General features: G+C 49.8%; 16 protein-coding genes and 3 tRNA genes. 12 read left to right on the top strand and 7 right to left on the bottom strand.

Going from position 1 to position 22,769, the window contains the following annotated elements:
- Nucleotide 1: 1 nt before the first annotated feature.
- The 7 genes from ACW6QF_RS04440 (at nt 2) to ACW6QF_RS04410 (ending at nt 9,843) form a co-directional block, all read left to right on the top strand.
- The gene (locus ACW6QF_RS04440; RefSeq protein ID WP_456086956.1) at nt 2-1,849 is read left to right on the top strand and encodes a RagB/SusD family nutrient uptake outer membrane protein; all 1,848 of its coding nucleotides are present in this window, start codon (nt 2-4) and stop codon (nt 1,847-1,849) included.
- Nucleotides 1,850-1,871: 22 nt separating this feature from the next.
- A complete protein-coding gene (locus tag ACW6QF_RS04435) occupies nt 1,872-2,567 on the top strand; it encodes a DUF3823 domain-containing protein (RefSeq protein WP_456086955.1) in 696 nt (231 codons plus the stop codon).
- A gap of 178 nt (nt 2,568-2,745) precedes the next feature.
- Nucleotides 2,746-3,885 carry a glycoside hydrolase family 130 protein gene (locus ACW6QF_RS04430; RefSeq protein WP_298550912.1) on the top strand — a complete coding sequence of 380 codons (1,140 nt, stop codon included), beginning with the start codon at nt 2,746-2,748 and terminating at the stop codon, nt 3,883-3,885.
- 10 nt (nt 3,886-3,895) lie between these two features.
- Nucleotides 3,896-6,586 carry a glycosyl hydrolase 2 galactose-binding domain-containing protein gene (locus tag ACW6QF_RS04425; protein WP_456086954.1) on the top strand — a complete coding sequence of 897 codons (2,691 nt, stop codon included), beginning with the start codon at nt 3,896-3,898 and terminating at the stop codon, nt 6,584-6,586.
- Between the two features lie 99 nt (nt 6,587-6,685).
- Nucleotides 6,686-7,579: a Fic family protein gene (locus ACW6QF_RS04420; RefSeq protein WP_456086953.1), complete on the top strand. Its 894-nt coding sequence runs from the start codon at nt 6,686-6,688 to the stop codon at nt 7,577-7,579.
- A 35-nt stretch (nt 7,580-7,614) separates the two neighbouring features.
- Complete coding sequence (locus ACW6QF_RS04415; protein ID WP_456086952.1) at nt 7,615-8,706, top strand: metallophosphoesterase; 1,092 nt, start codon at nt 7,615-7,617, stop codon at nt 8,704-8,706.
- Nucleotides 8,707-8,715: 9 nt separating this feature from the next.
- Nucleotides 8,716-9,843 carry a metallophosphoesterase gene (locus ACW6QF_RS04410; RefSeq protein WP_456086951.1) on the top strand — a complete coding sequence of 376 codons (1,128 nt, stop codon included), beginning with the start codon at nt 8,716-8,718 and terminating at the stop codon, nt 9,841-9,843.
- 79 nt (nt 9,844-9,922) lie between these two features.
- On the opposite strand, the gene ACW6QF_RS04405 is transcribed toward ACW6QF_RS04410, so the two are convergent.
- A complete protein-coding gene (locus ACW6QF_RS04405; protein ID WP_456086950.1) occupies nt 9,923-11,632 on the bottom strand; it encodes a S41 family peptidase in 1,710 nt (569 codons plus the stop codon).
- Nucleotides 11,633-11,679: 47 nt separating this feature from the next.
- The gene (locus tag ACW6QF_RS04400) at nt 11,680-12,657 is read right to left on the bottom strand and encodes an adenosine kinase (RefSeq protein WP_456086949.1); all 978 of its coding nucleotides are present in this window, start codon (nt 12,655-12,657) and stop codon (nt 11,680-11,682) included.
- Nucleotides 12,658-12,765: 108 nt separating this feature from the next.
- On the opposite strand from ACW6QF_RS04400, the gene ACW6QF_RS04395 reads away from it, so the two are divergent.
- The 5 genes from ACW6QF_RS04395 (at nt 12,766) to ACW6QF_RS04375 (ending at nt 16,206) form a co-directional block, all read left to right on the top strand.
- A tRNA-Asn gene (locus ACW6QF_RS04395) sits at nt 12,766-12,839 on the top strand.
- A 34-nt stretch (nt 12,840-12,873) separates the two neighbouring features.
- Nucleotides 12,874-12,947 (top strand) — tRNA-Asn (locus ACW6QF_RS04390).
- 35 nt (nt 12,948-12,982) lie between these two features.
- Nucleotides 12,983-13,056, top strand: a tRNA-Asn gene (locus ACW6QF_RS04385).
- Nucleotides 13,057-14,306: 1,250 nt separating this feature from the next.
- Nucleotides 14,307-15,065, top strand: a complete 759-nt coding sequence (gene trmB / locus ACW6QF_RS04380) for a tRNA (guanosine(46)-N7)-methyltransferase TrmB (protein ID WP_298550674.1) — start codon at nt 14,307-14,309, stop codon at nt 15,063-15,065.
- Between the two features lie 31 nt (nt 15,066-15,096).
- Entirely contained in the window at nt 15,097-16,206 is a 1,110-nt protein-coding gene (locus tag ACW6QF_RS04375; RefSeq protein WP_298550676.1) for an Mrp/NBP35 family ATP-binding protein, read from the top strand.
- A gap of 74 nt (nt 16,207-16,280) precedes the next feature.
- Here ACW6QF_RS04375 and hutH read toward each other — a convergent pair whose 3' ends face one another.
- The 5 genes from hutH to ACW6QF_RS04350 all read right to left on the bottom strand — a co-directional run bounded on the left by hutH (nt 16,281) and on the right by ACW6QF_RS04350 (nt 22,665).
- Nucleotides 16,281-17,774 (bottom strand): histidine ammonia-lyase, encoded by a 1,494-nt coding sequence (gene hutH / locus ACW6QF_RS04370; RefSeq protein WP_298550678.1) that lies wholly within the window; start codon nt 17,772-17,774, stop codon nt 16,281-16,283.
- A gap of 5 nt (nt 17,775-17,779) precedes the next feature.
- Nucleotides 17,780-18,415, bottom strand: a complete 636-nt coding sequence (locus ACW6QF_RS04365; RefSeq protein WP_456086948.1) for a cyclodeaminase/cyclohydrolase family protein — start codon at nt 18,413-18,415, stop codon at nt 17,780-17,782.
- A gap of 90 nt (nt 18,416-18,505) precedes the next feature.
- Nucleotides 18,506-19,756, bottom strand: coding sequence for an imidazolonepropionase (hutI, locus tag ACW6QF_RS04360; protein ID WP_456086947.1), 1,251 nt, complete (start codon nt 19,754-19,756; stop codon nt 18,506-18,508).
- 3 nt (nt 19,757-19,759) lie between these two features.
- Nucleotides 19,760-20,665, bottom strand: a complete 906-nt coding sequence (gene ftcD / locus ACW6QF_RS04355; protein WP_298550684.1) for a glutamate formimidoyltransferase — start codon at nt 20,663-20,665, stop codon at nt 19,760-19,762.
- Complete coding sequence (locus ACW6QF_RS04350) at nt 20,662-22,665, bottom strand: urocanate hydratase (RefSeq protein ID WP_456086946.1); 2,004 nt, start codon at nt 22,663-22,665, stop codon at nt 20,662-20,664. Before ACW6QF_RS04350 ends, ftcD begins: the two co-directional genes overlap by 4 nt.
- Nucleotides 22,666-22,769: the final 104 nt, after the last annotated feature.

Below are 22,769 nucleotides of genomic sequence, written 5' to 3'. Positions count from 1 at the left end.
GATGAAGACAACAATTATAAAAAATATCGGATGTGGATTGCTTTTGTTAGGTACGACAGCCTGCGCTGACTATCTTGAAAAAGAATCTTTCGACATCATAACTCCCGAACAAGTTTGGCAAGACGCTAAATTGATCAACGGCGTAATGGTTAATTTGTATGACGGTCTGAACCTGGAAGATTTCAATTACTGGTATCGTGACGCATGGCGTTTGCAAAATGCCTCTTCCATGTCTGACGAAGCACAAGGTTCTTTCCAGAAAGATCCTCTATTCGATAACGGAAATGCCACATACACGTATGAAGACGCGTTGTTCGAACAGAAGTTCTCGGACCGTTACAAGAATATACGAAACTGCAATGACTTCATCAGCCAGTTGCAGGAAGCGACAGCCTTATCGGATTCCGAAAAGAAACTGTTGTTAGCCGAATCCCGTTTCCTGCGTGCCATGCATTATTTCACGTTAGTGAAACGTTATGGAGGCGTGCCTCTTATCGACGAACCGCAACAATATGATCCCAATAATCTGGAAGCGCTGATGGTTCCTCGTAATAAAGAAGTTGAAATTTATGATTTCATCGTAAAAGAATGCCAAGAGGCTGCGCAAGATCTCCCGGATACGAGAAATGCGGAAGCCAAATACCGGGCGAGTAAATATGTAGCATTGGCATTATGTTCGCGTGCAGCCTTGTATGCCGGTTCTATTGCCCGCTATGGGAGCGTCCAGTTAGACGGCCTTGTCGGAATCCCGGCATCCGAAGCAGACCGTTTTTTCCAGGCTTCTTATGATGCATCCAAAGCAATCATATCTTCAGGTCTTTATACCTTGTATAACAAGAAAGCCGACAACAAAGAGCAGAACTATTGCGAAATGTTCCTGAAAGGTAACGGTGATAACGGAGAATATATCTTCCAGAAACAATACAATGTCGCAGGAGGCAAAGGTCATGACTGGGACAAACGTAACGCTCCGTTCTCTTATCGCGCCGGAGGTTGGGGATGCGGTATCGCCCCTACTCTCGAAATGGTGGAAACATACGAATACATAGACGGCTCCGAAGGCACTTTGAAACTGGAAGAAAACGGTAAACCGATTCGTTTCGACGATCCATACGAAGTATTTGCCAATAAAGACCCGCGCTTGTTCGCTTCCGTCTATTTGCCAGGGTCTCCTTGCCAAAGTACAAAGATCGAATGGAAAAGAGGAATCATCGTCACCGATAATGAAAGATATGTGGCAACCAGCCAGCCGGATGGAGGTAACACGGTCGAAATCAACGGAGTCACCTATAGCACTTCAGGAAAAGACGGCGGAGCCGATGCCGGCGATGCCTCCAAGACTGGCTTCTATCAGAAGAAATTCTGGGACGAGACATTGACCGATATGAACATGGGTAAGTCAGAAACTCCGTGGCCGGTTTTCCGTTTAGGAGAAATTTATCTAAATTTGGCGGAAGCTGCGATGGAGTTGAACAAATCTCCCGAAGCATTGGAGGCAGTCAACAAGATCCGCGAACGTGCCGGAATCGCCTTATTGCCAAGCATCAATATGGAAAAGGTCCGTCACGAACGCAGAGTGGAACTGGCATTCGAAGGTCATCGTTTCTGGGATATGAAACGTTGGAGAATTGCTCACTTGGATGTGGCACAAGGCGGTTTGAATGGATTCAGAGGAACGGCATTGTATCCTTGGTATGATATTCGTGATGGCAAATATGTATTCGAAAGAGGAGCCAATACTCCGAAACAGAAACGTATTTTCCTGGAAAAGAACTATTATACAAAGATCAACCAGACAGATATGAATTCAAATCCGAATCTCATTCAGAACCCGGGTTATACCAATTAATCATCTAATTTAGAAATTTGATATGAAAAAGATAAGTTTAGTATTGATGGCCGTTTGCTCCTTATGCTTCACAAGCTGTTTGAGCGATCTGGATAATTATGATTCTCCCAACGGAGGCATCAAAGGACAAATCTTAGATGCGGAAACGAATGAACCGATCCCGCTGCCCGTACAGGGATCTACCGGTGTTATTATCAATATGTTCGAACAGAACACAGAGGCAACACAATCGGTCGATTTTTATGCAAAGATGGATGGTTCATACGAAAATACGAAGTTGTTCAACTGTGATTATAAAATTGTTGTAAAGGGTCCTTTTGTTTCTCCTTGCGAAGAATTTGTAACCGTAAAAGGACAGACAACATTGGATCTGAAAGCAACTCCGTATGCAAGAATCAACGCTTCGGCCCAGGTTACGGGAAAGAAAATTACCATTACATATAAGGTAACTCCTACAAGCAACAATTTCAAGGTATCGGAAGTGTACGGCTACTGGAATTTTGCTCCGGGCGTCGATAATGGAAATGCCAACCAAGCAGGAAAGCAGACCGTAAAGGAGCAGGAAGGAACGATCGTTTTCAATCTGGAAAACGATAAGACCTATCAGGACAATCTGTACAAAATACAAGGAAATGGCAATAAAATATATGTACGTGTCGGAGCCAAGACAGAAGGCGCAGTCAACTACAGTACCATTATAGAAACGATTGTACAATAAATAACCTTTGGGAGGTGTGTCAAAACTCCTTTATCACGATCTTTAAGGCACGGATTTCACGGATTTACACGGATAAATTTATTATCTTTCCGTGTAATCCGCGTAATCCGTGCCTAAATTGTGTCTATTGTAAGCAGGATTTTCTTTTTGACACACCTTCTTTTTTATTCTTTAGAACATGAAAAAAAGTATCTTACTCATCAGTCTGGCGGTTCTACCTCTATTCGGGTATGCCCAAAATGTGTTACCGGACTGGGCCTTAGGCGGTTTTGTCAGGCCGGAAAAAGTCAATCCGATCATTACCCCCAATCCTTCCAGCCAATTCGACTGTCCCATGCAGGGCAAAAAAATAGGATGGGAAGAGAGCGATGTGTTCAACCCGGCAGCAACCGTAAAAGACGGTAAAATATATGTCCTTTACCGGGCTGAGGACAATTCTGCAACGGGAATCGGCAAACGAACTTCGCGTATCGGATTGGCAGAATCCGAAGACGGCATCCACATGAAACGCCGGAATACTCCCGTCATGTATCCGGACAAAGACAACATGAAGGAATATGAATGGCCGGGAGGTTGCGAAGACCCGCGCGTGACCATGACGGAAGACGGCCTGTATGTCATGGCCTACACTTCCTGGAACCGGAAAGTGGCACGCCTCTGCATCGCCACCTCACGCGACTTGGTCAAATGGGAGAAACACGGCCCTGCTTTTGCAAAAGCCTACAACGGACGCTTCAAAGACATCTTCTGCAAATCCGGCTCTATGGTGACAACGATCAAAGACGGTAAACAAGTGCTGACGAAAATCGGTGGAAAATACTTCATGTATTGGGGAGAACATGCGGTCTACGCGGCAACCTCCGACGACTTGGTCAACTGGACACCCATATTAGACGAGAAAAACGAACTGGCGACCGTCATCAAACCTCGTCCCCAATACTTCGACAGCGCCTTGACAGAGTGCGGTCCTCCCGCTATCCTGACAGACAAAGGCATCGTCTTGCTTTATAACGGCAAGAACCAGACAAACGACAGCAAGCGCGACAAGCGTTTCACTGCCGGAGCTTACTGCGCCGGACAACTTCTGACCGACCCGAAGGAGCCGATGAAGGTCCTGCAACGCCTGGACGTTCCTTTCTTCCGCCCGATGGCTCCATTCGAAAAGAGCGGGCAGTATGTCGACGGAACCGTCTTTATCGAAGGTTTGGTCTATTTCAAAAACAAATGGTATCTCTATTACGGATGCGCGGATTCCCAGTTGGGCGTAGCAGTTTATGATCCGGCAAAGAAAACACCCGGAGATCCGATTCCTAATTAAAAAATAAAGTATGAAAAACATTATCACTGGAATATTTTTATTCTTGTCTGCCTGCTTTATGCAAGCGCAGACACCTAACAATTACCGGAATCCGGACAAAATATATCTGGATTCGAAAGACGGACACAACGGGAACTTCACTTGGCAGATGTACAAAGCGGGAGACACAAAAGACCCTGCGGAGAAAATCTCACAGCCGGGCTACCAAACCGGACAATGGATGCCGGCAATCGTTCCGGGTACGGTTCTGAACTCACTGGTACACAACAAGGTTTATCCCGAACCCTATTACGGGATGAACAACAAACTGGATAAGAATATTATCCCGGACCTTGCTAAAGCAGGACGCGATTTTTATACCTACTGGTTCCGGACGGAATTCGACGTGCCGGAAAACTATAAAGACAAAATCGTCTGGCTCCAGGTAGACGGTATCAACTACCGTGCCGAGATATGGGTGAACGGTTATCTGCTCGGCAATATGTCCGGCATGTTCAAACCGGAGTATATCAATATCACGGATTTCGCCCGTATCGGCCAGAAAAATGCCTTGGCGATCAAAGTATATCCTGTTGATATGGCAGGAACCATCAAGCCGAAGCAATGGGGAGCCGCCGGCGAGTTTCACAATGGTGGAGACGGTAACATCGGACTGAACACGACCATGCTGATGAGTGTCGGCTGGGACTTCACCTTCAACGACGGGATCCGAGATCGGAATACCGGTATCTGGAAAAACATCAGCCTCTATGCTACGGACAAAGCGGTTATCCGCCATCCGTTCATCAAATCCGAACTTGCCCAACCAAACTACGATTTGGCAAAAGAGACTGTCAGTGTAGAAGTGACAAACCCGACACAGCGTGGCGTAAAATGCACGGTCAAAGGAGAAATCGTCGGTGAGGATATAACATTCAGCAAAGACCTGAATTTGTTCAGAGGGGAAACAAAGGAAATTTGTTTTACACCGGAAGAGTTCCCGCAGCTCACGATTAAGAACCCGCGTCTGTGGTGGCCGCTTTTCAAAGGAAAACCAGAACTGTACGAACTCAAGTTGACCGTAACCGTCGACGGCAAGGTTTCCGATGAAACGAAAACCCGTTTCGGTATCCGGGAAATCACATCCGACCAGAATACACCGGACAAATCCCGCCAGTTCTACGTAAACGGCAAGAAACTGTTCATCCGGGGAACCAACTGGATTCCGGAAGGGATGCTCCGTACCTCCGACGAACGTACTTATGCAGAATTGCGCTATACAAAACAATCCGGTATCAACCTGATCCGCATGTGGGGCGGCGGCATTGCCGAATCGGACTATTTCTTCCAGCTATGCGACGAAATGGGCCTCCTTGTCTGGCAGGAATTCTGGATGACCGGCGACACCAAACATCCGCAGGATAAAGATCTATACCTGAGCAACGTCGAGGCAACCGTAAAACGCCTGCGCAACCATCCTTCACTGGCCTACTATGTTTCTTCCAACGAGAGCACGGAAATGCCGGGAACAAAAGACCTGATCATGAAACTGGACGGGACACGCGGTTACCAGATGCAGTCGGAATGTGACGGCGTGCACGACGGCAGCCCTTACAAACAGGTGAACCCGATGCAGCACTACGAGAATACGGCATCCGAACGCGGTAGCCGTGTCGATGGCTTCAACCCGGAATATGGTTCGCCCACTATCCCGACAGTTGAAACGCTCCGCGAAGTAATGGATGAGAAAGACCTCTGGCCGATCAATAAGGAGGTATGGGATTATCATGATGGCGGAGGATTCCATCTGATGTCGACCATGTACACGGACCTTACTAACCATTATGGTCCTTCCTCTTCCATCGAAGAGTTTGCCACCAAAGGCCAGGCAGTCGGTGCCATGAACTCCAAATCGATCTGGGAAGTCTGGAACTATAACAAATTCGGTTATGGTGACCGCTATGCATCAGGGTTATTGTTCTGGTATCACAACTGCCCGGTCAGCCAGGTTTGCGCCCGCATGTGGGACTACTCTTTGGAACCGACCGCCTCTTTATACCATACTCAGAACGCATTGGAACCGCTTCACGCACAGTTTGATTACCTGAAGAATACGGTTTCCGTTTATAATGACTACTACCAGGCATTCAAGGACTATAAAGTAGCTGCCGAAGTGTACGACCTGAACAGCAAAAAGGTATGGAGCAAAAGCCAGAAGATCGATATCCCGGAAGACGGCGTCGTAAACGATGTCTTCACAATCGATTTTCCCCGGAACATCACGCAGGTTCATTTTATAAAACTACGCCTGTTCGATACGAAAGGGAAAGAAATCGCCAATACATTCTACTGGCGCTCCAACGATAAATATGAAGGTCGCAAGACCCTGACAGGCCCGACCTCATCCGGATTCGAAGACCTGTCGAAATTGAAACAGGTGCAACTGAAGACTCGCTACAAAACTTATCAAGAAGGTGATCGGCATTTCATTAAAGCTGAAATAAAGAACCCTTCTTCAACCGTAGCATTCTTCACCCAGCTTCAATTGCTTGGTCAGGACAAAAAGCCGGTGCGCCCCAGTTTCTACACAGACAACTTCTTCTCGCTCTTACCGGGAGAAAGTAAAACCGTCATCATAGAAACGGGCGCAAGCGATATGCCATCCGAACCGACATTCGTTGTGAAAGGTTGGAATATCAAACCGAGTAGTTTCAAATTGTAATTCCATAACGGTAAATGCAGTATATGGTAGTATTTCTTGCCGATATCGGCAAGAAATACTACCTTTGTATATATAATGTCACTTCAAACTTGCCGATAGATGGAATATATTTCAGTAAAAGAATGGGCCGGAAGACAGGGTATTTCGGAACGGACAGCCCGGAACTATTGTGCACAAGGCAAAATCAGAGGGGCTGTTCTTGTCGGAAAGACCTGGAATATCCCGGTCGATGCAGCATTGCCTAAACGCAAAAAAGCAGAACGGGTATCGCCTTTACTAAAAGCTCTGCGCGAGCAGAAAGACGGGCAGATGAAAGGGGGGATATACCATCGCATACAAATCGATTTCACTTATAACTCCAACCACATAGAAGGCAGCCGGCTGACACACGACCAAACACGCTATATCTTTGAAACCAACACGATCGGAGTGACGGATGAAGCGATTAATGTAGACGACATCATCGAAACCACCAACCATTTCCGTGCCGTAGACTACATTATCCAAGAGAACGACGGCAAACTTACCGAAACGTACATCAAACAACTCCACTTTATTTTGAAATCCGGTACATCTGACGAACGAAAAGATTGGTTCCGGGTCGGAAACTATAAGAAGTTACCCAATGAAGTAGGTGGCAACGACACTACAACGCCGGAAAACGTCCATAAAGAAATGAAAGCATTGCTGAAAGAATATAACAATAAAAAGAATCCGACCTTTGAAGATATCCTGGATTTCCATCAACGCTTCGAGGCCATCCATCCGTTTCAAGACGGCAACGGACGCGTAGGACGGTTGATTATGTTTCGTGAATGCCTTCGGAATAACTATGTGCCCTTTATCATAACCGATGAGTTGAAAATGGTCTACTACAACGGCTTACGGCACTGGCCGCACATCAAAGGATATCTGGCCGATACCTGCCTGACGGCACAGGATCATTTCAAGGTTTTGCTGGAGAAATTTCGTATCAAATACGACCATAACTAAAATTGTTTCCGTACTTTTGCCGAAAATTTACAACTATGCCGACATTTTTCGTTGTCCTCATTAGTATTTATCTTGCGGGAAACATCTATATATTCAAGAGAGGGGCACAGGCTTTGGTAGCTCAGCCTTTCGGGGTTAAAGTTTTATTAGCCGTACTGTTTTGGTGCGGAGCCTTGTCGTTTATCGGCAGTTTTTTGGCTCGAAACACAAAATTACCGGTTGTTCTGGCTCATACGGCCCACGAAATAGGAACCGGCTGGTTGGTTTTCACGCTTTACATGGTTTTATGCCTGGTCGTATTCGACTTGTTCCGACTTTTCAACTTCCCGTTCAAATATGGGTTCTATACATCCTTATTCCTGACGCTTAGTCTGTTAAGCTACGGATATTATAACTACCAACATCCGAAAACAGAAGTTATCAACATAGTTTTCAACAAGCCGGCGGTTCATAATCAACAGCCGTTGAAAGTCGTTTCCGTCAGCGATATTCATTTAGGATACGGGACAGACAAGGAAGAGCTCAAACAATATGTCGAGATGATCAACGCACAGAAACCGGATCTGATCCTGATAGGCGGCGACCTGATCGACAACAGCGTAGTCCCCCTTTATGAAGAAAAGATGATGGAGGAACTGGCTGAATTGAAAGCGCCTTTAAGAATCTACATGGTTCCGGGAAATCATGAATACATCAGCGGCATACGGAAAAGCATGCAATTCATAAACGAAACGCCGATCCGCCTGTTGAGGGACGAAATCGTGACGTTGCCGGGCGGCATACAAATAATCGGACGGGACGACCGCAGCAATACATCCCGGTTATCCCTGCAAGAACTGGCGAAAAACATTGATCCCGCAAAACCTGTTATCCTTTTGGATCATCAACCGTACGACTTGTCGGATACGGAAAAGGCGGGTATCGACCTTCAGTTCAGCGGGCATACGCACCGCGGACAGGTATGGCCGATCAGCCTCATCACCGACCATCTGTTCGACCAAAGCTATGGTTATCGCAGGTGGGGGAACAGCCATATATACGTTTCCTCCGGACTGTCGCTCTGGGGACCGCCTTTCAGGATCGGTACCGACAGCGAACTTGTCGTATTCAACATTACGTGTAAATAGTGTACAGGCATGAGAGTTTTCATTCAATCGATAGTAGCACAGATAGTGCTGAATCCTTATATCTTCTGGCGGGGATATCAGGCCATTCCCCCCAAAAAGAGCTGGAGGATTCCCTATATCCTGTTTTTTATCCTTGAATTATCCCTCTTCTTCTTCGGCTTTACATTCCGCAATGTGCTGCCGGATTCCGTCATGATTGCCATCCAGTATATTTGCAACACCTGGTATATCGCATCTCTTTATATCACGCTCTCCTTGTTGGCCCTGGAAGCGCTCCGGCTCAGCAACCGTTTCTTCCATTGGTTCCCCGGCTGGATCACAGGGCACTGGAAACAAACGAAACTGACCCTGTTCTTTCTGATCATAGCATTCGTCACCGGCCTGATGTTCCATGCTTACCATGTCGTCGCCTATCCGGTTGTCAAAGATGTATATGTCACCCTTCCCAAAGGGAGCAGCGACCGTGACAGCATGACGATTGTCATGATGAGCGACCTTCATATCGGGGAAGTGATCGGCAAGGAACTGGTACAGCGATACGTGAAGATGAGCAACGCACAACATCCCGACCTGGTCGTCCTGGTAGGCGATATCATGGATTATGAATCCCGCTTTGCCGAAAAAGCCCGTATCGAAGAGGATTTGAAACAACTGAAAGCCCCGTTAGGCGTGTATGTGGTTTACGGCAACCACGAGTATCGTGCCAACCGCATGGCCAAATACCGCTGGCTGAAGAAAACAGGGGCGACGCTTCTGGTCGATTCCGTTGCACGCCCGGACTCCTCATTCTACCTGATCGGACGGGACGACCATATCAACAAAAAAAGAAAGCCGTTACATGCACTTATGGCAGGTATAGACACGACCCAACCAATCATCGTATTGGACCACCAACCCTGGTCGTTCGCCGAAATGACAATGAACGGTGTGGACCTCGGACTCCACGGGCATACCCACAACGGACAGCTATGGCCCTACCCTCTTTTAATGAAACTGATCTATGAATGTCCGTACGGCTACCATAAGAAAGGGCCGACCCAGTTCTATGTATCTTCCGGTATCGGGATAGCCGGGCCACCTTACCGGGTCGGTACTGTCTCAGAAATGGTCGTGCTGCACATCCGGTTTGCCGATTAAGCAGGGTGAAACATCGCCTCCATCATGGCGATATCCATCTTCACTTCCCCCTGCAACAGATATTGAGTTGGCTTTTGGACTACATTTTCATAGCGTTGCCAACGCTTTCTCCCGATCTTGCCTTTTCCGGCGCTTCCAATGTCCGCCGGTATAATGCCGGATCACCCAACACTTCCAGCGCCTTGTCCAATACTTCATCTTCCTTCAGGCTGTTTATCAACTCGCCTTTCTGGAAATAATAGCGTTTCATGATCTCGGAAGTCAGCAGCTTCTTGATCTGGTCCTTGTTACGGTCGAAATCCCGTTCCAGGTCCGGAGTCAGTTTGGCTTCCAAAGAGTGGAAGATAGTAGAGTCGTTATCCATATAGCCCTCAAACTTAGCCACCTCCTTCAGGTTCTTCAACAGCTTTTCACTCTGCCGGTCGTAGGTGAAGTTCTTTTCTTTGGCATATTGCTTGAAAGCTTCAAAGTCTTCGTCCGTCACCTCGAAATCTTCAGGCGAAGCGATTTTCTTATGCTTCTGGGACCATTCGGCGACAAAATCAGTCAGGACAAAATCCGTCACCAGATAAAACATCATAGTCGGCGTTTCCGGCTCTTCTATTTTAAAGTCGGGAGTAATACCGCCTCCATCCCGGACGGGACGCCCTTTGGAGGTATAGAAGACAGATGTCAGGCTATCCGGAATAGCCCCGACGCTACCGTCGGCTTTCCGGTGCGAATAGTCCATCTGCTGGATGCAACGTCCGCTGGGGATGTAATATTTGCTCATCGTCACTTTCACGCTTCCGTTATAAGGGAGTTCACGGGGGGATTGTACCAGCCCTTTTCCGAAAGAACGCTGTCCGATCAACACGGCACGGTCCATATCCTGCAAAGCCCCCGAAACGATCTCGGCAGCAGAAGCAGAGCCTCCGTTAATGAGGACAGCCATCGGGATCACCGTATCGAGCGGTTCGCCCGGCGTGCGGTAAGTACGGTCCCACTGGCTGATCTTTCCTTTTGTCGAAACCACCTCTTTCCCCTTCGGGACGAACATGCCGACAATCTGCGTGGCGCTTTCCAACAAACCGCCGCCATTGTTACGCAAGTCCAGGATCAACGATTTAATATGATGGTTCTTTTTCAAGTCCTCGAACGCATTTTTCACTTCCTGCGCACTCTTGTCCGTAAACCCTTTCAAATAGATGTAGCCTACGCCGTCACCCCGCACGCCATAGTAAGTAACCTGGTTCTCCAGGATCTGCTTACGCACCAGTTCCACTTCACGCGGTTTCTTGTCATACGGGCTCTGTATCTTCAATACCATTTTCGTATTGGGAACACCTTTCAGGAGGGCGCTCACCTCGTCCGAAGATTTGTCGGTCACATCCACCGTGTCGATCGCCAGGATACGGTCGCCCGCTTTCAATCCGGCCAAAGCGGCCGGCATCCCTTCAAACGGCTCGATAATATAGACACCGCCCTCTTTCCGTTCGCGGATGTAAGAACCGATACCGCCATATTCGCCGGTCGTCATGAATTTCAGTTTATCCATTTCCTGCTCCGGGTAGTATTCGGTATAAGGGTCCAAGCCGCCTAACATCGCATCGATCCCCCGGCGCACCGTTTTCTCGACGTCGACCGAATCCACGTAAAACATTTCCACCTCTTTTACCAGAGCGTTAAAGATATCCAGGTTTTTACTGACCTCGAAACGGTTGTCTTTCTGTGCCTGTCCGGGGATCACGCCTCCCGACAGAAGCAGCAAACTAAAAAGGACTATTATTTTCTCTCGTTGTTTATACATAGAATATTTAGTTAATTAACGACGTAAATGTATATAATAAACGCTTGTCAGGCCAATATACCATTTACTTTTAACTTTATTTGTTCCCATTTATCATCCGGTATCTGCGCCCCGATCACATCAATAATGTAACCGGCCAAAAGCGAACCGATACGGGCCGACTGTTCCAATGTCGCACCGACCGACTGCCCGTAAAGGAATCCGGCGGCAAAATGATCGCCTGCCCCGGTAGTATCTACCGGTTTGCCTCCTTCGGCCGGAACCGTGATAACCTGTCCTTTGCTCCCCACCAAGGCGCCTTCCTTGCCTAAAGTGACCAAAGAGATCTCCACCTGCTCCGAAAGGACCTTGACCGCTTCGTGCGCTTCCAACCCGGTAAAGGCTTCCGCTTCGCTTTCGTTGGAGAAAAGGATATCGACATATTTAGGGATAATCTCGTCCAACAGGCCCCGGAAAGCATTCACGATGTTGAAGTTGGAAAGATCGAGGGCGACCTTCAATCCCAACTTCTTCGCTTTCTGCATAGTGGTACGTACCAGCTCTTCGTTCACCAACAGGTAGCCTTCGATATAAATACATTGGTAAGAGGAAAGCATCTCTTCCGTAATTTCATCCGGCGTGATCGTCGGGGCCGGTCCGAGGAAGGTCCCCATCGTACGCTCGCCATCGGGGGAAATCAGGACGGTACAGCTGCCGGAAATGCCGTCTGTCTTCGCAAAATAGGGAGAGACATTGGCTTTTTTCAAGGCCTCCTCATAATATTCGCCTACGGAATCGGACCCGATCTTACCTATAAATCCGGCATTGGCTCCCAAAGAAGCCATCGCACGCATGGTATTGCATACCGAACCGCCCGGTGCCTGGCTGCGCTCAAGGCCTTCCTGCGACTTTCGGATTTTAATCATCTGTTCCTGGTTGATCATATCCATTGCGCCTTTCTGTATGCCAACTTCCGTCAGAACATCATCGTTCTCAAGCCTCAGCAGAACATCTACCAAAGCATTTCCTAATCCAATCGTATTCATTTTTCTATTTTTTTTCGCAAAGATATTGCATATTTCAAAAAGAACCTCTACTTTTGCAGTGCAATTTCAGAAAGGGGTAGGATAAGTATCCGAACTGAAAAAACAAATTCTTCCTTAGCTCAGTCGGTTAGAGCATCTGACTGTTAATCAGAGGGTCCTTGGTTCAAGTCCAAGAGGAAGAGCGAAAGACATCGGGAAAGACTGAAAAAGACATATTCTTCCTTAGCTCAGTCGGTTAGAGCATCTGACTGTTAATCAGAGGGTCCTTGGTTCAAGTCCAAGAGGAAGAGCGAAAAGACATCGGGAAAGACTGAAAAAGACATATTCTTCCTTAGCTCAGTCGGTTAGAGCATCTGACTGTTAATCAGAGGGTCCTTGGTTCAAGTCCAAGAGGAAGAGCGAAAGAGAGAGATACTTCACAGAGTGTCTCTTTTTTTTATGCCTGAAAGATCACGATACATGCCGCCCCGGCCGGATAAACGAGCGGTTTCCGGCATCAGCCAAAATCACACCCCTGCAATGTGAAGTTTTCCACTGCCGTCTGTATATAAGCACATTACATTAGAAGAGGACAAAAAAGGGCAGAAAAGGCACCGTATGTTTTTTTATCTGTTACTTTTGGCTTGATCCAAAAGTAACCAAAAGATCAAGGCCGAACCTGCCTCGCTACTCCGTTCCCTACGTTCGCTGTCGCGTCTGAAACTCGCTTCGCTCGAACAGCAGACGCTCCGGGCGCTCACTACGGTCACTGCGCTTAACGCTCACCAGCTTAGGCCGGAGATAGAGCCTGACGGCTCTTTGGGGATGGCCGATACCGACACCTATATGGTAGGCGGTATCGGCCATATAGGTGTCGGTATCGGCCATGGGGGTGTGTCATTAATCTGTATATTAGAGCACAGATGACACAGATGAGACTGATTCACACAGATTGATTATTGCAAATCAATAAAATAAAAATCTGCGGTTATCTGTTGAATCTGTGTCATCTGCGCTCTATTTTATATTTTGACACACCTTCATGGCCTAAGCGGACGGGCGTCAAGCGGAGGGCAAAGGTGGAGCGGCAGGAGCCTGCGTTGTCTGAGCGAAGCGAGTTTCGCAGGCGACAGCGGAACCTTTGCCCGGAGTAGACCGGACGGTTCAGCCTTGATCTTTGAAGGTGTGTCAAAAAGAAAATCCTGCTTACAATAGACACAATTAAGGCACGGATTACGCGGATTACACGGAAAGATAATAAATTTATCCGTGTAAATCCGCGTAATCCGTGAAATCCGTGCCTTAAAGATCGTGATAAAGGAGTCTTGACACACCTCCACAAATCCTATAGAGGCTTGCACTCCCATTCCCCAAGAAACGACAACGGGACAAAGACCATCCATCATAACAAACTGTCTATCTACAGATTACCCAACCTTCTTCTTTTTCTCATCCCCAAAATGTAGCGGGTGCCTTTTCTGTCCCTTTTTGTCCTTTTTCCTATTCCGGCACTTCAAATACGCGTTTTAAAGTTCAAAAAGCTATAGCCTGCCCAACGAAAAAGCTATAGCCTGCCAACAAAAAGGCTATACCCTTTCCGATAAAAAGCTATACCCTTTTGCCGGGCAGGTTATAGCCTTTTTTACGCGCAATTGTATTACCTTTGCATCATGGGAAAGAATAAATTAGCAAAGTTTGACGACATGGCGGGGTATCCCCATGTGTTCCAATATCCGTTTGCGACCCTTCAGGAGAAAGGATTCGAACTGAAGGGGCACTGGCACGAACGGTTCTTTAAGAACGACCATCCGATCGTGCTTGAATTAGGTTGCGGAAAAGGAGAATATACGGTAGGTCTGGGAAAGCTGTTCCCCGACAAGAACTTCATAGGAGTCGATATCAAGGGCGCCCGTATGTGGACAGGCGCGAAAGAATCGCTTGAGGCAGGCATGACGAACGTTGCCTTCCTCCGGACCAGCATCGAACTGATCGCCCATTTCTTTGCCGCCGGAGAGGTGGCCGAGATCTGGCTCACCTTCCCCGACCCGCAGATGAAGAAGGTGAACAAACGCCTCACCTCCACCCGCTTCATGAAGATGTACCGCGAGATACTGGCGGGAGACGGCATCGTTCACCTGAAAACAGACAGCAACTTTATGTACACCTACACCTGCGAGATGGCAAAGGCGAACCGTTATCCTGTCTTGTTCAGCAACGACGACCTGTATCATTCCGATCTGGCGGACGACATTCTTTCTATCAAGACCTATTATGAACAGCAGTGGCTGGACCGCGGTCTGAACATCAAATACATCAAGTTTGTTTGTGAAGAGCGGGAGGAACTGGTCGAACCGGATGTGGAAATCGAATACGACCCGTATCGCAGTTTCAACCGCAGCAAACGGAGCGCGTTGGCTTCCGGCAAATAAATCATACATCATACATTATAAATCATACATCATGACACTCTATCCAAAGCTAATCATGGACGCGCTGGCAAAAGTGCGTTACCCCGGAACAGGGAAAGACCTTGTGACGATGGGCATGGTAGAAGATAACATCCGGATCGACGGCAACAAAGTCAGCTTCTCGCTCCTTTTCGAAAAACCGAACGACCCGTTCATCAAATCGGTGGTAAAAGCCGCCGAGACAGCTATCCTTACTTATGTAGGCGAGGATGTGGAAATCAAAGGCAACATCACGGTAAACGCCAAACAGACAGCCCGTCCCGAACCGGACAAGCTGCTGCCGGAGGTGAAAAACATCATCGCCGTGTCTTCCGGCAAGGGAGGTGTGGGCAAAAGTACGGTGGCCGCCAACCTGGCAGTGGCGCTGGCTTTGCAGGGCTACAAGGTCGGTTTGCTGGATGCCGATATCTTCGGCCCTTCGCAGCCTAAGATGTTCAATGTCGAAGAAGCCCGTCCCTATATGGTGGAGGTGGGAGGCCGCGAACTGATCGAACCGGCTGCCAACTACGGAGTGAAGCTGCTGTCCATCGGCTTCTTTGTCAATAAGGAAGACGCCGTCCTCTGGCGCGGCGCTATGGCAAGCAATGCCCTGAAACAGCTGATCGGCGATGCCGACTGGGGAGACCTCGATTATTTCCTGATCGACCTGCCACCGGGAACAAGCGATATCCACCTGACGATGGTGCAGACATTGGCCATCACCGGCGCCATCGTCGTCAGCACGCCGCAGGAAGTGGCGCTGGCGGATGCCCGCAAGGGGATCAGCATGTTCATGGGCGAGAAGATCAACGTGCCGGTATTGGGACTGGTCGAGAACATGTCCTGGTTCACGCCTGCCGAGCTGCCGGAAAACAAATACTATCTGTTCGGCAAAGAAGGAGGCAAACGCCTGGCGGAAGAGCTGAATATCCCGCTATTAGGACAGATCCCCATCGTACAAAGCATCTGCGAAGGCGGAGACAGCGGAACACCGGTCGCCCTCAATCCGGACAGCATCACCGGGCAGGCTTTCCAGAAGTTAGCCGAAAATGTCGTAAAACAGATCGATTACCGTAACGAGCATTTGGACCCGACAAAACGGGTGGTCGTTACTAAGAAATGAGGAGATTTATGATTTAAGATTTATGATTTATGCGTCAATAATAAATCATAAATCTTAAATCATAAATCACAATTCTATACCTCCGAATACCGCCTCAGAAAAGCGACCGTCCGATGGATTTCGGGATACATGATGATGTCTTCGTCTATGAAAGGAACCTCTTTGCGATAGGCTTTCAGGAATTTCTCCAGGACAGGGGAAGTACGCGCCGGGCGGCGGAACTCGATGCCTTGCGCAGCATTCATCAGCTCGATCGCCAGGATGTGATCCAGGTTGTCCATAATCTTGAAGAGCTTCGTCGCCGCATTGGCCCCCATGCTCACATGATCCTCCTGCCCGTTGCTGGACACGATCGAGTCGCTGCTGGCGGCATAACAATACATCTTGTTCTGGCTCACCATGCTGGCGGCCGCATACTGCGGGATCATAAAGCCGGAGTTCAGTCCGGGATTGGCCACCAGGAATTCCGGCAACCCCCGAAGCCCCATGATCAGTTGCGCCACACGCCGTTCGGAGATGTTGCCCAACTCAGCCAAAGCAATCGCGAGGAAATCATAGGAGATCGCCAACGGCTGGCCGTGGAAATTGCCGCCGGAGATGATCTTGTCCTCGTCGGGAAAGATCGTCGGATTGTCCGTCACCGAATTGATCTCGGTAAGCAGTACGCCGGAGACATACCGGATCGCATCTTTCGTCGCCCCGTGTACCTGCGGGATGCAGCGGAACGAATACGGGTCCTGCACATGCTCCTTCTTCCGGCCGATCAGTTCGCTGCCCTCCAAGATGCGACGGAAAGCATCGCCCGTCTCGATCTGTCCGGGATGCGGGCGCATCTGCTGGATGCAATCCATAAAAGGATCGATCCGCCCGTCGAAAGCTTCGAGCGACAGAGCGGCAATCAGGTCCGCCCGCTTCGACACGGCAAAGGCACGCATCAGGGCAAACACGCCGTTGGCACTCATGAACTGCGTACCGTTCAGCAACGCCAGCCCCTCCTTGCTCATCAGGCGCACCGGCTTCCAGGCAAACTCGTCCAGGACGCTGATGGCCTCCCTCTTCTTTCCTTTATAATAGACATCCCCCACCCCGATCAGCGGAAGGAATAGATTCGCCAGGGGAGCCAGGTCGCCCGACGCACCGAGCGAACCCCGGTCATAGACGATCGGGAGCACGTCATTATTAAAGAAATCAAGGATACGCTGCACCGTTATCACCTGCACGCCGCTATGCCCCAGAGACAAGGCATGCGCTTTCAGCAGCATCATCAGGCGGACAATCACCGGGCTCACCTCATCGCCCACGCTACAAGCATGGCTCTTCACCAGATTCTCCTGCAAGGTGCTGAGTTCGTCCGGAGAGATATTCTTATTGCACAAGGAACCAAAGCCTGTCGTGATGCCGTAAAGCGGCTCTTTCTGCGTCTCGATCTTACGGTCCAGATAATCGCGGCAACGCTGGATGCGTTCCTTCACTTCCGGGGTCAGTTCCAGCTTCATATTTCCGGTCAGTATCTCTTCGATACGTTCGAACGTCAGCGGTTCCGCTCCCACATAATGAACATTTCCCATAACTTTCAACTTTCAGTTTTCAATTGCTCTTTCGCCCAATCGAGCAACTTCTTCTCTATCCGGATAGCTTCCGATTCGAGGTAATCCGCCTTCTCCGACATCCGCCGGACAAAGGCTTCATCCTTTATGGATACAAGATTGATGCGGACATTCAGCAACGCCCCCAGTACGCAGGTACGAGCCGCCATCATAGCCACACACGCATCGGTCACGGCATTCCGGTTCCCTTTGTGCGCCACGTAGATAATCGCCTCCATCACCGAAGCGATCTCTTCGGCCACTTCCATCGGGACCATTGCCGCCTCTTTCGTGGCATCCTGGATCACCCGGCTGCGTTCCGCCTTTTCCTCTTCCGTATCTTTCGGGAGCTTGAAGGCGGCAAACACGCGGTCGTACGCTTCGCTGTCGCGGTCTATATCGCGGATCAGGCGTTCACGGATGAGAGCCGCTTCCGTCGCGATAGTCCTCATCTGGCCTTCCACGTCGGCATATTTCTTTTTCCCGACCGTCAGGTTTGCCACCATCTCGGTAAGCGCTGTCGCAATAGCCCCGTTCAAAGCCGAGATACTTCCGCCCCCCGGAACAGGGGCGCTGCCTGCCGTTTCGGCAAGGAATCCTTTAATCGTCAAATCTACAAGCATAATGTCTATTATTTAAGATTAAACATTTTGTTTCTTTATTCGGTTTACCGGTAAATGGCGATTTACCCGCTCTCTTTAATTTTCGTTCTATCATACGATATAAAGCACACCGTCTTTGATAACCGTGTCCACGATATTCATCCCTACATGATAAGGAAGGAACTTATATGAAGGGAACTTCAACAAGATCAGGTCCGCCTTCTTTCCGACATCGATGCTGCCGATCTTCTTTTCCCGCCCAAGGGCTGCGGCTCCATTGATCGTAAGGGCGGTCAAAGCCTCTTCAGGAGTCATCTTCATCTGGATGCAGGCGAGGGCGAACAACAGCGGGATCGAGCAGGAGAAACAACTTCCGGGATTCAGGTCGGAAGCCAACGCCACGGCACAACCGGCATCTATCATCCGGCGTCCCGGAGCATACGGTTCGCCCAGTGAGAAGGCGGTAAGCGGCAACAAGGTCGCGATCGTGCCGGAACGCGCCAACCGCTCGATACCGGTATCGGACACATGCAACAGATGATCGGCACTCACGGCTTTCAGGCGGACTGCCAACTCGGCCCCGCCAAAAGGCACGATCTCGTCGGCATGGAGTTTAAGTTTAAAACGCTGGCTGCGGGCTGCCTTCAACAGGCGTTCACTTTGTTCGATCGAAAAAACGCCTTGCTCGCAAAAGACATCGCAAAAGGTCACGGAGCGTTCTGTACGGACATGCGGCAACACTTCTTCTATTACATAGTCGACATACGCATCCGTACGCCCCGCAAATTCGGGAGGAACGGCATGTGCCCCCAGGAAAGTGGAGACCACATCCAGCGGATGGTCGTCATTAAGTTCCTTCATTACGCGAAGTTGGATCAGCTCCGTGGCGAGATCGAGACCGTATCCGCTCTTTCCTTCGACGGTAGTCACACCCATGTCCATCATAGAGTCGAGACGGTCATATGCATCCCCGAACAGATCATCGTAGCTACTGCTCCGCGTCGCATTCATCGTATTGACGATCCCGCCTCCCCGTTCCATGATCGACATATAGCTGTCGCCTTTCATCCGCCAGGAGAACTCCTCTTCCCGGTAACCGCCGAAGACAAAGTGCGTATGACTATCCACGAACCCCGGCAGAAGCGCTCGCCCGCAAGCATTTACTTCCAGATAATCTTCAACATCCACTTGCCGGAGGACTTCTTCGGTCGGCCCCACATGCGTAATAATACCGTTCGATACGGCAACGGCCCCATCTTCGATCACACCGACATCGGACATGGCCTTGCCTTTCTTCGCTTCAAAACCGGAACAGGTCACCACCTGCGATGCGTTCCGTATCAATATCTTTTCATCCTCCATAGTCTATTCCATTATTCTGGCTTCCAACACCTGATCCATCGAAAAGTCTTCCAGTCCCAAATAGTAAGAAGCCGTATCGATCAACGCCTCCATCGGGACCAGCCCGATAATCTCGCTTCCGACGACCGGAACGCCGTAGCGACGCGCCTCGATGCGCACCAGCTCGAAAGCACGGTAGAGGGCGGTACGGGTATAATCGGTCATATTGATCGAAACCTGCACGATGCCGCGTTCTTTCAATTCCACTCCCATCGCCTTGCAGTAACGGAGTCCGCCACCTATGAAACGGATCTTTTTGGCAATGCTGTTCGCGATCTCCGGATTTGCCGTACCCAAATTGACGTTATAGGCCACCAACGGCATACGGGCGCCGATCGCCACGGTCCCCGCCGACGGATGCCGCTCGGCAGGCCCGAAGTCCGGTTTCCATTCCGGCAGCTTGATCTTTTCAGCCATTCCTTCAAATTCTCCTTTGCGGATAGCTGCCAGGTTCTCCCGATGCGGGGCCGAAGCCGATTTCTCATAGAGGAAGACCGGCACGCGATACAGAGCCGCCACCTTCTCGCCGACTTCCTTAGAGAGCGCGATCGCTTCATCCATCGTACACCCTTTGATCGGAATAAAAGGAACGACGTCGACCGCTCCCATCCGGGGATGCTGCCCTGAATGTTTCGTGAGGTCTATCAGTTCGACCGCCTGCCCGATGGCTTCGAGCAGTGCGTCCTTCAAGGCATCCGGTTCGCCGACTACCGTTACGACCAGTCGGTTATGATCCTCGTCATTGCTGTAATCCAACAGCTTTACACCGGCTTTGGCACGAAATTTATCCACTATCTTTTCTATTTTCGCTAAATCCCTTCCCTCACTGAAATTGGGGACACATTCCATTATTTTGCTCCAAGCACTCATACTTTGTGTTTTAAAGAGGTACGTATTATATTTTGAATCAAATCTTCTTTCGGTATGAAAGGCAGTGTGATGTGATACCGGTCGCCATAGCTTTCGTTAAAGGCGGCACTGGTCGCCAGGGCATTCGGATTCCGGGCCCATGAACGGCGGGCCACTCCTCCCATCACATCCCAGAGCATGGCCGAACGGAGGATCTCGTCCACCCGCTCACTTCCGTCCAGCACCATCCCGAAGCCGCCGTTTATCGCTTTACCGATACCGACCCCGCCGCCGTTATGAAGGGCGACAAGGCTCATCCCCCGCGCCGCATTTCCGGCAAAACATTGGACGGCCATATCAGCCATGACGTTGCTCCCGTCATAGATGTTGGACGTTTCGCGGAAAGGCGAATCCGTCCCGCTTACATCATGATGGTCGCGTCCGAGCATGACCGGCCCGACTTCTCCGTCCCGCACCATGCGGTTGAAACGGAGTGCGATCTTCAGCCGTCCTTCCGCATCCTGGTAAAGGATACGCGCCTGGGTACCCACCACAAGCCGGTTCTTCCCGGCATCGCGAATCCAGTTGTAGTTATCGCGGTCCTGCCCGCGCCGGGCAGGATCGATACAATCCATCGCTGCCCGGTCGGTCTTCGCCAGATCTTCCTGTTTCCCGCTCAGACAGACCCAACGGAAAGGCCCGTAACCATAGTCGAACAGTTCCGGCCCCATGATATCTTCGACGTAGGAGGGCCAGATAAAGCCGTCTTTCTCATCGATCCCGTTCCGGGAGATTTCCTTTACACCGGCATCGTAGATGGCTTTCATAAACGAGTTTCCGTAATCGAAAAAGTAAGTGCCGCGAGCCACCAATTTCTTGATTACCGCAAAATGCCGGTGCAGGGACCGGTCGACCAGCCAACGGAAACGGTCTATATCGTGGGAAAGGAGTTCCGTTCGTTCGGCAAAGGAAATACCCGCCGGACAGTAACCGCCTTCATAAACGGCATGGCAAGAGGTTTGATCGCTCAACAAGTCGATCCGGATCGCCTGTGATTCGGCAAATTCCAGCAAATCGACTATATTGCCATGATAAGCGACCGAAACCGGTGCTTTTGCCTGCATCGCTTCCTGCGCCCTACGGAAGGCCTCCGCTTTATCACCGGTCACATGCTGTACCCATCCCTGCGAGTAACGGGTTTCGATACGGGAACTGTCCACCTCGGCAATGATACTGGCGGCACCGGCGATAACGGCGGCTTTCGGTTGTGCACCGCTCATTCCTCCGAGACCGGAAGAGACAAAGAGATGTCCGCGCAAGTCCCGATCCTGCGGAATGCCCAATTTCTTCCGCCCGGCATTCAATAAGGTATTGAACGTCCCGTGCACGATCCCCTGCGGACCGATATACATCCAGCCGCCGGCAGTCATCTGCCCGTAATTGGCCACTCCCATCTGGGCGGCGATATGCCAGTCCTTTTGGTTGTCGAACATGCCGACCATCATGGAATTGGTTATGATCACACGGGGTGCATCCGCCCTGGAACGGAACAGTCCCAACGGATGTCCGGACTCGATCACGAGTGTCTGCTCGCTCGTCAGTATTTCGAGGTATTGCTTGATCAGCCGGTATTGCATCCAGTTCTGGCAGACCTGTCCGGTCTCGCCATATGTAACCAGCTCATAAGGATAAAGGGCGATATCGAAACAGAGGTTGTTGTCGATCATTACCTGAAAGGCTTTTCCCTCCAGGCACCGGCCTTTATACTGATCGACAGGTTTTGCTTTCAGGTCTCCCTCCGGCCGGTAACGGTATCCGTAAATGCGGCCGCGGGTCATCAACTCTTCCATAAATTCCGGAGCCAGCACTTCATGCAACTCTTCGGGAATATAACGGAGCGCATTCTTCAAGGCCGTCTCCGTCTGTGCAGGCGTAAGCGAATAGCCGCGATCAGGAGCGCGGCGGATACCGGGGACAAAAGATGGATAAACCGGCAATTGGTTGCTCAGGCGTACTTCCATAACATGACATTTTAAGGTGTTTGTTTACAATCTGTAAGTAAATAACAGAAGTAAGAGGCCTACAAGATAAGCATTCTCTTTCATCTTGCCAACCGGCACCGGTA

The sequence above is a fragment of the Parabacteroides sp. genome (assembly GCF_977054455.1).
This window is presented reverse-complemented; position numbering and strand designations above follow the sequence as displayed.

What these genes read in the sequence shown, in the direction of transcription:
- ACW6QF_RS04440 (WP_456086956.1), top strand. Translation starts at nt 2, where the DNA reads ATGAAGACAACAATTATAAAAAATATCGGATGTGGATTGCTTTTGTTA.
- ACW6QF_RS04435 (WP_456086955.1), top strand. Translation starts at nt 1,872, where the DNA reads ATGAAAAAGATAAGTTTAGTATTGATGGCCGTTTGCTCCTTATGCTTC.
- ACW6QF_RS04430 (WP_298550912.1), top strand. Translation starts at nt 2,746, where the DNA reads ATGAAAAAAAGTATCTTACTCATCAGTCTGGCGGTTCTACCTCTATTC.
- ACW6QF_RS04425 (WP_456086954.1), top strand. Translation starts at nt 3,896, where the DNA reads ATGAAAAACATTATCACTGGAATATTTTTATTCTTGTCTGCCTGCTTT.
- ACW6QF_RS04420 (WP_456086953.1), top strand. Translation starts at nt 6,686, where the DNA reads ATGGAATATATTTCAGTAAAAGAATGGGCCGGAAGACAGGGTATTTCG.
- ACW6QF_RS04415 (WP_456086952.1), top strand. Translation starts at nt 7,615, where the DNA reads ATGCCGACATTTTTCGTTGTCCTCATTAGTATTTATCTTGCGGGAAAC.
- ACW6QF_RS04410 (WP_456086951.1), top strand. Translation starts at nt 8,716, where the DNA reads ATGAGAGTTTTCATTCAATCGATAGTAGCACAGATAGTGCTGAATCCT.
- ACW6QF_RS04405 (WP_456086950.1), bottom strand. Translation starts at nt 11,632, where the DNA reads ATGTATAAACAACGAGAGAAAATAATAGTCCTTTTTAGTTTGCTGCTT.
- ACW6QF_RS04400 (WP_456086949.1), bottom strand. Translation starts at nt 12,657, where the DNA reads ATGAATACGATTGGATTAGGAAATGCTTTGGTAGATGTTCTGCTGAGG.
- trmB (WP_298550674.1), top strand. Translation starts at nt 14,307, where the DNA reads ATGGGAAAGAATAAATTAGCAAAGTTTGACGACATGGCGGGGTATCCC.
- ACW6QF_RS04375 (WP_298550676.1), top strand. Translation starts at nt 15,097, where the DNA reads ATGACACTCTATCCAAAGCTAATCATGGACGCGCTGGCAAAAGTGCGT.
- hutH (WP_298550678.1), bottom strand. Translation starts at nt 17,774, where the DNA reads ATGGGAAATGTTCATTATGTGGGAGCGGAACCGCTGACGTTCGAACGT.
- ACW6QF_RS04365 (WP_456086948.1), bottom strand. Translation starts at nt 18,415, where the DNA reads ATGCTTGTAGATTTGACGATTAAAGGATTCCTTGCCGAAACGGCAGGC.
- hutI (WP_456086947.1), bottom strand. Translation starts at nt 19,756, where the DNA reads ATGGAGGATGAAAAGATATTGATACGGAACGCATCGCAGGTGGTGACC.
- ftcD (WP_298550684.1), bottom strand. Translation starts at nt 20,665, where the DNA reads ATGAGTGCTTGGAGCAAAATAATGGAATGTGTCCCCAATTTCAGTGAG.
- ACW6QF_RS04350 (WP_456086946.1), bottom strand. Translation starts at nt 22,665, where the DNA reads ATGGAAGTACGCCTGAGCAACCAATTGCCGGTTTATCCATCTTTTGTC.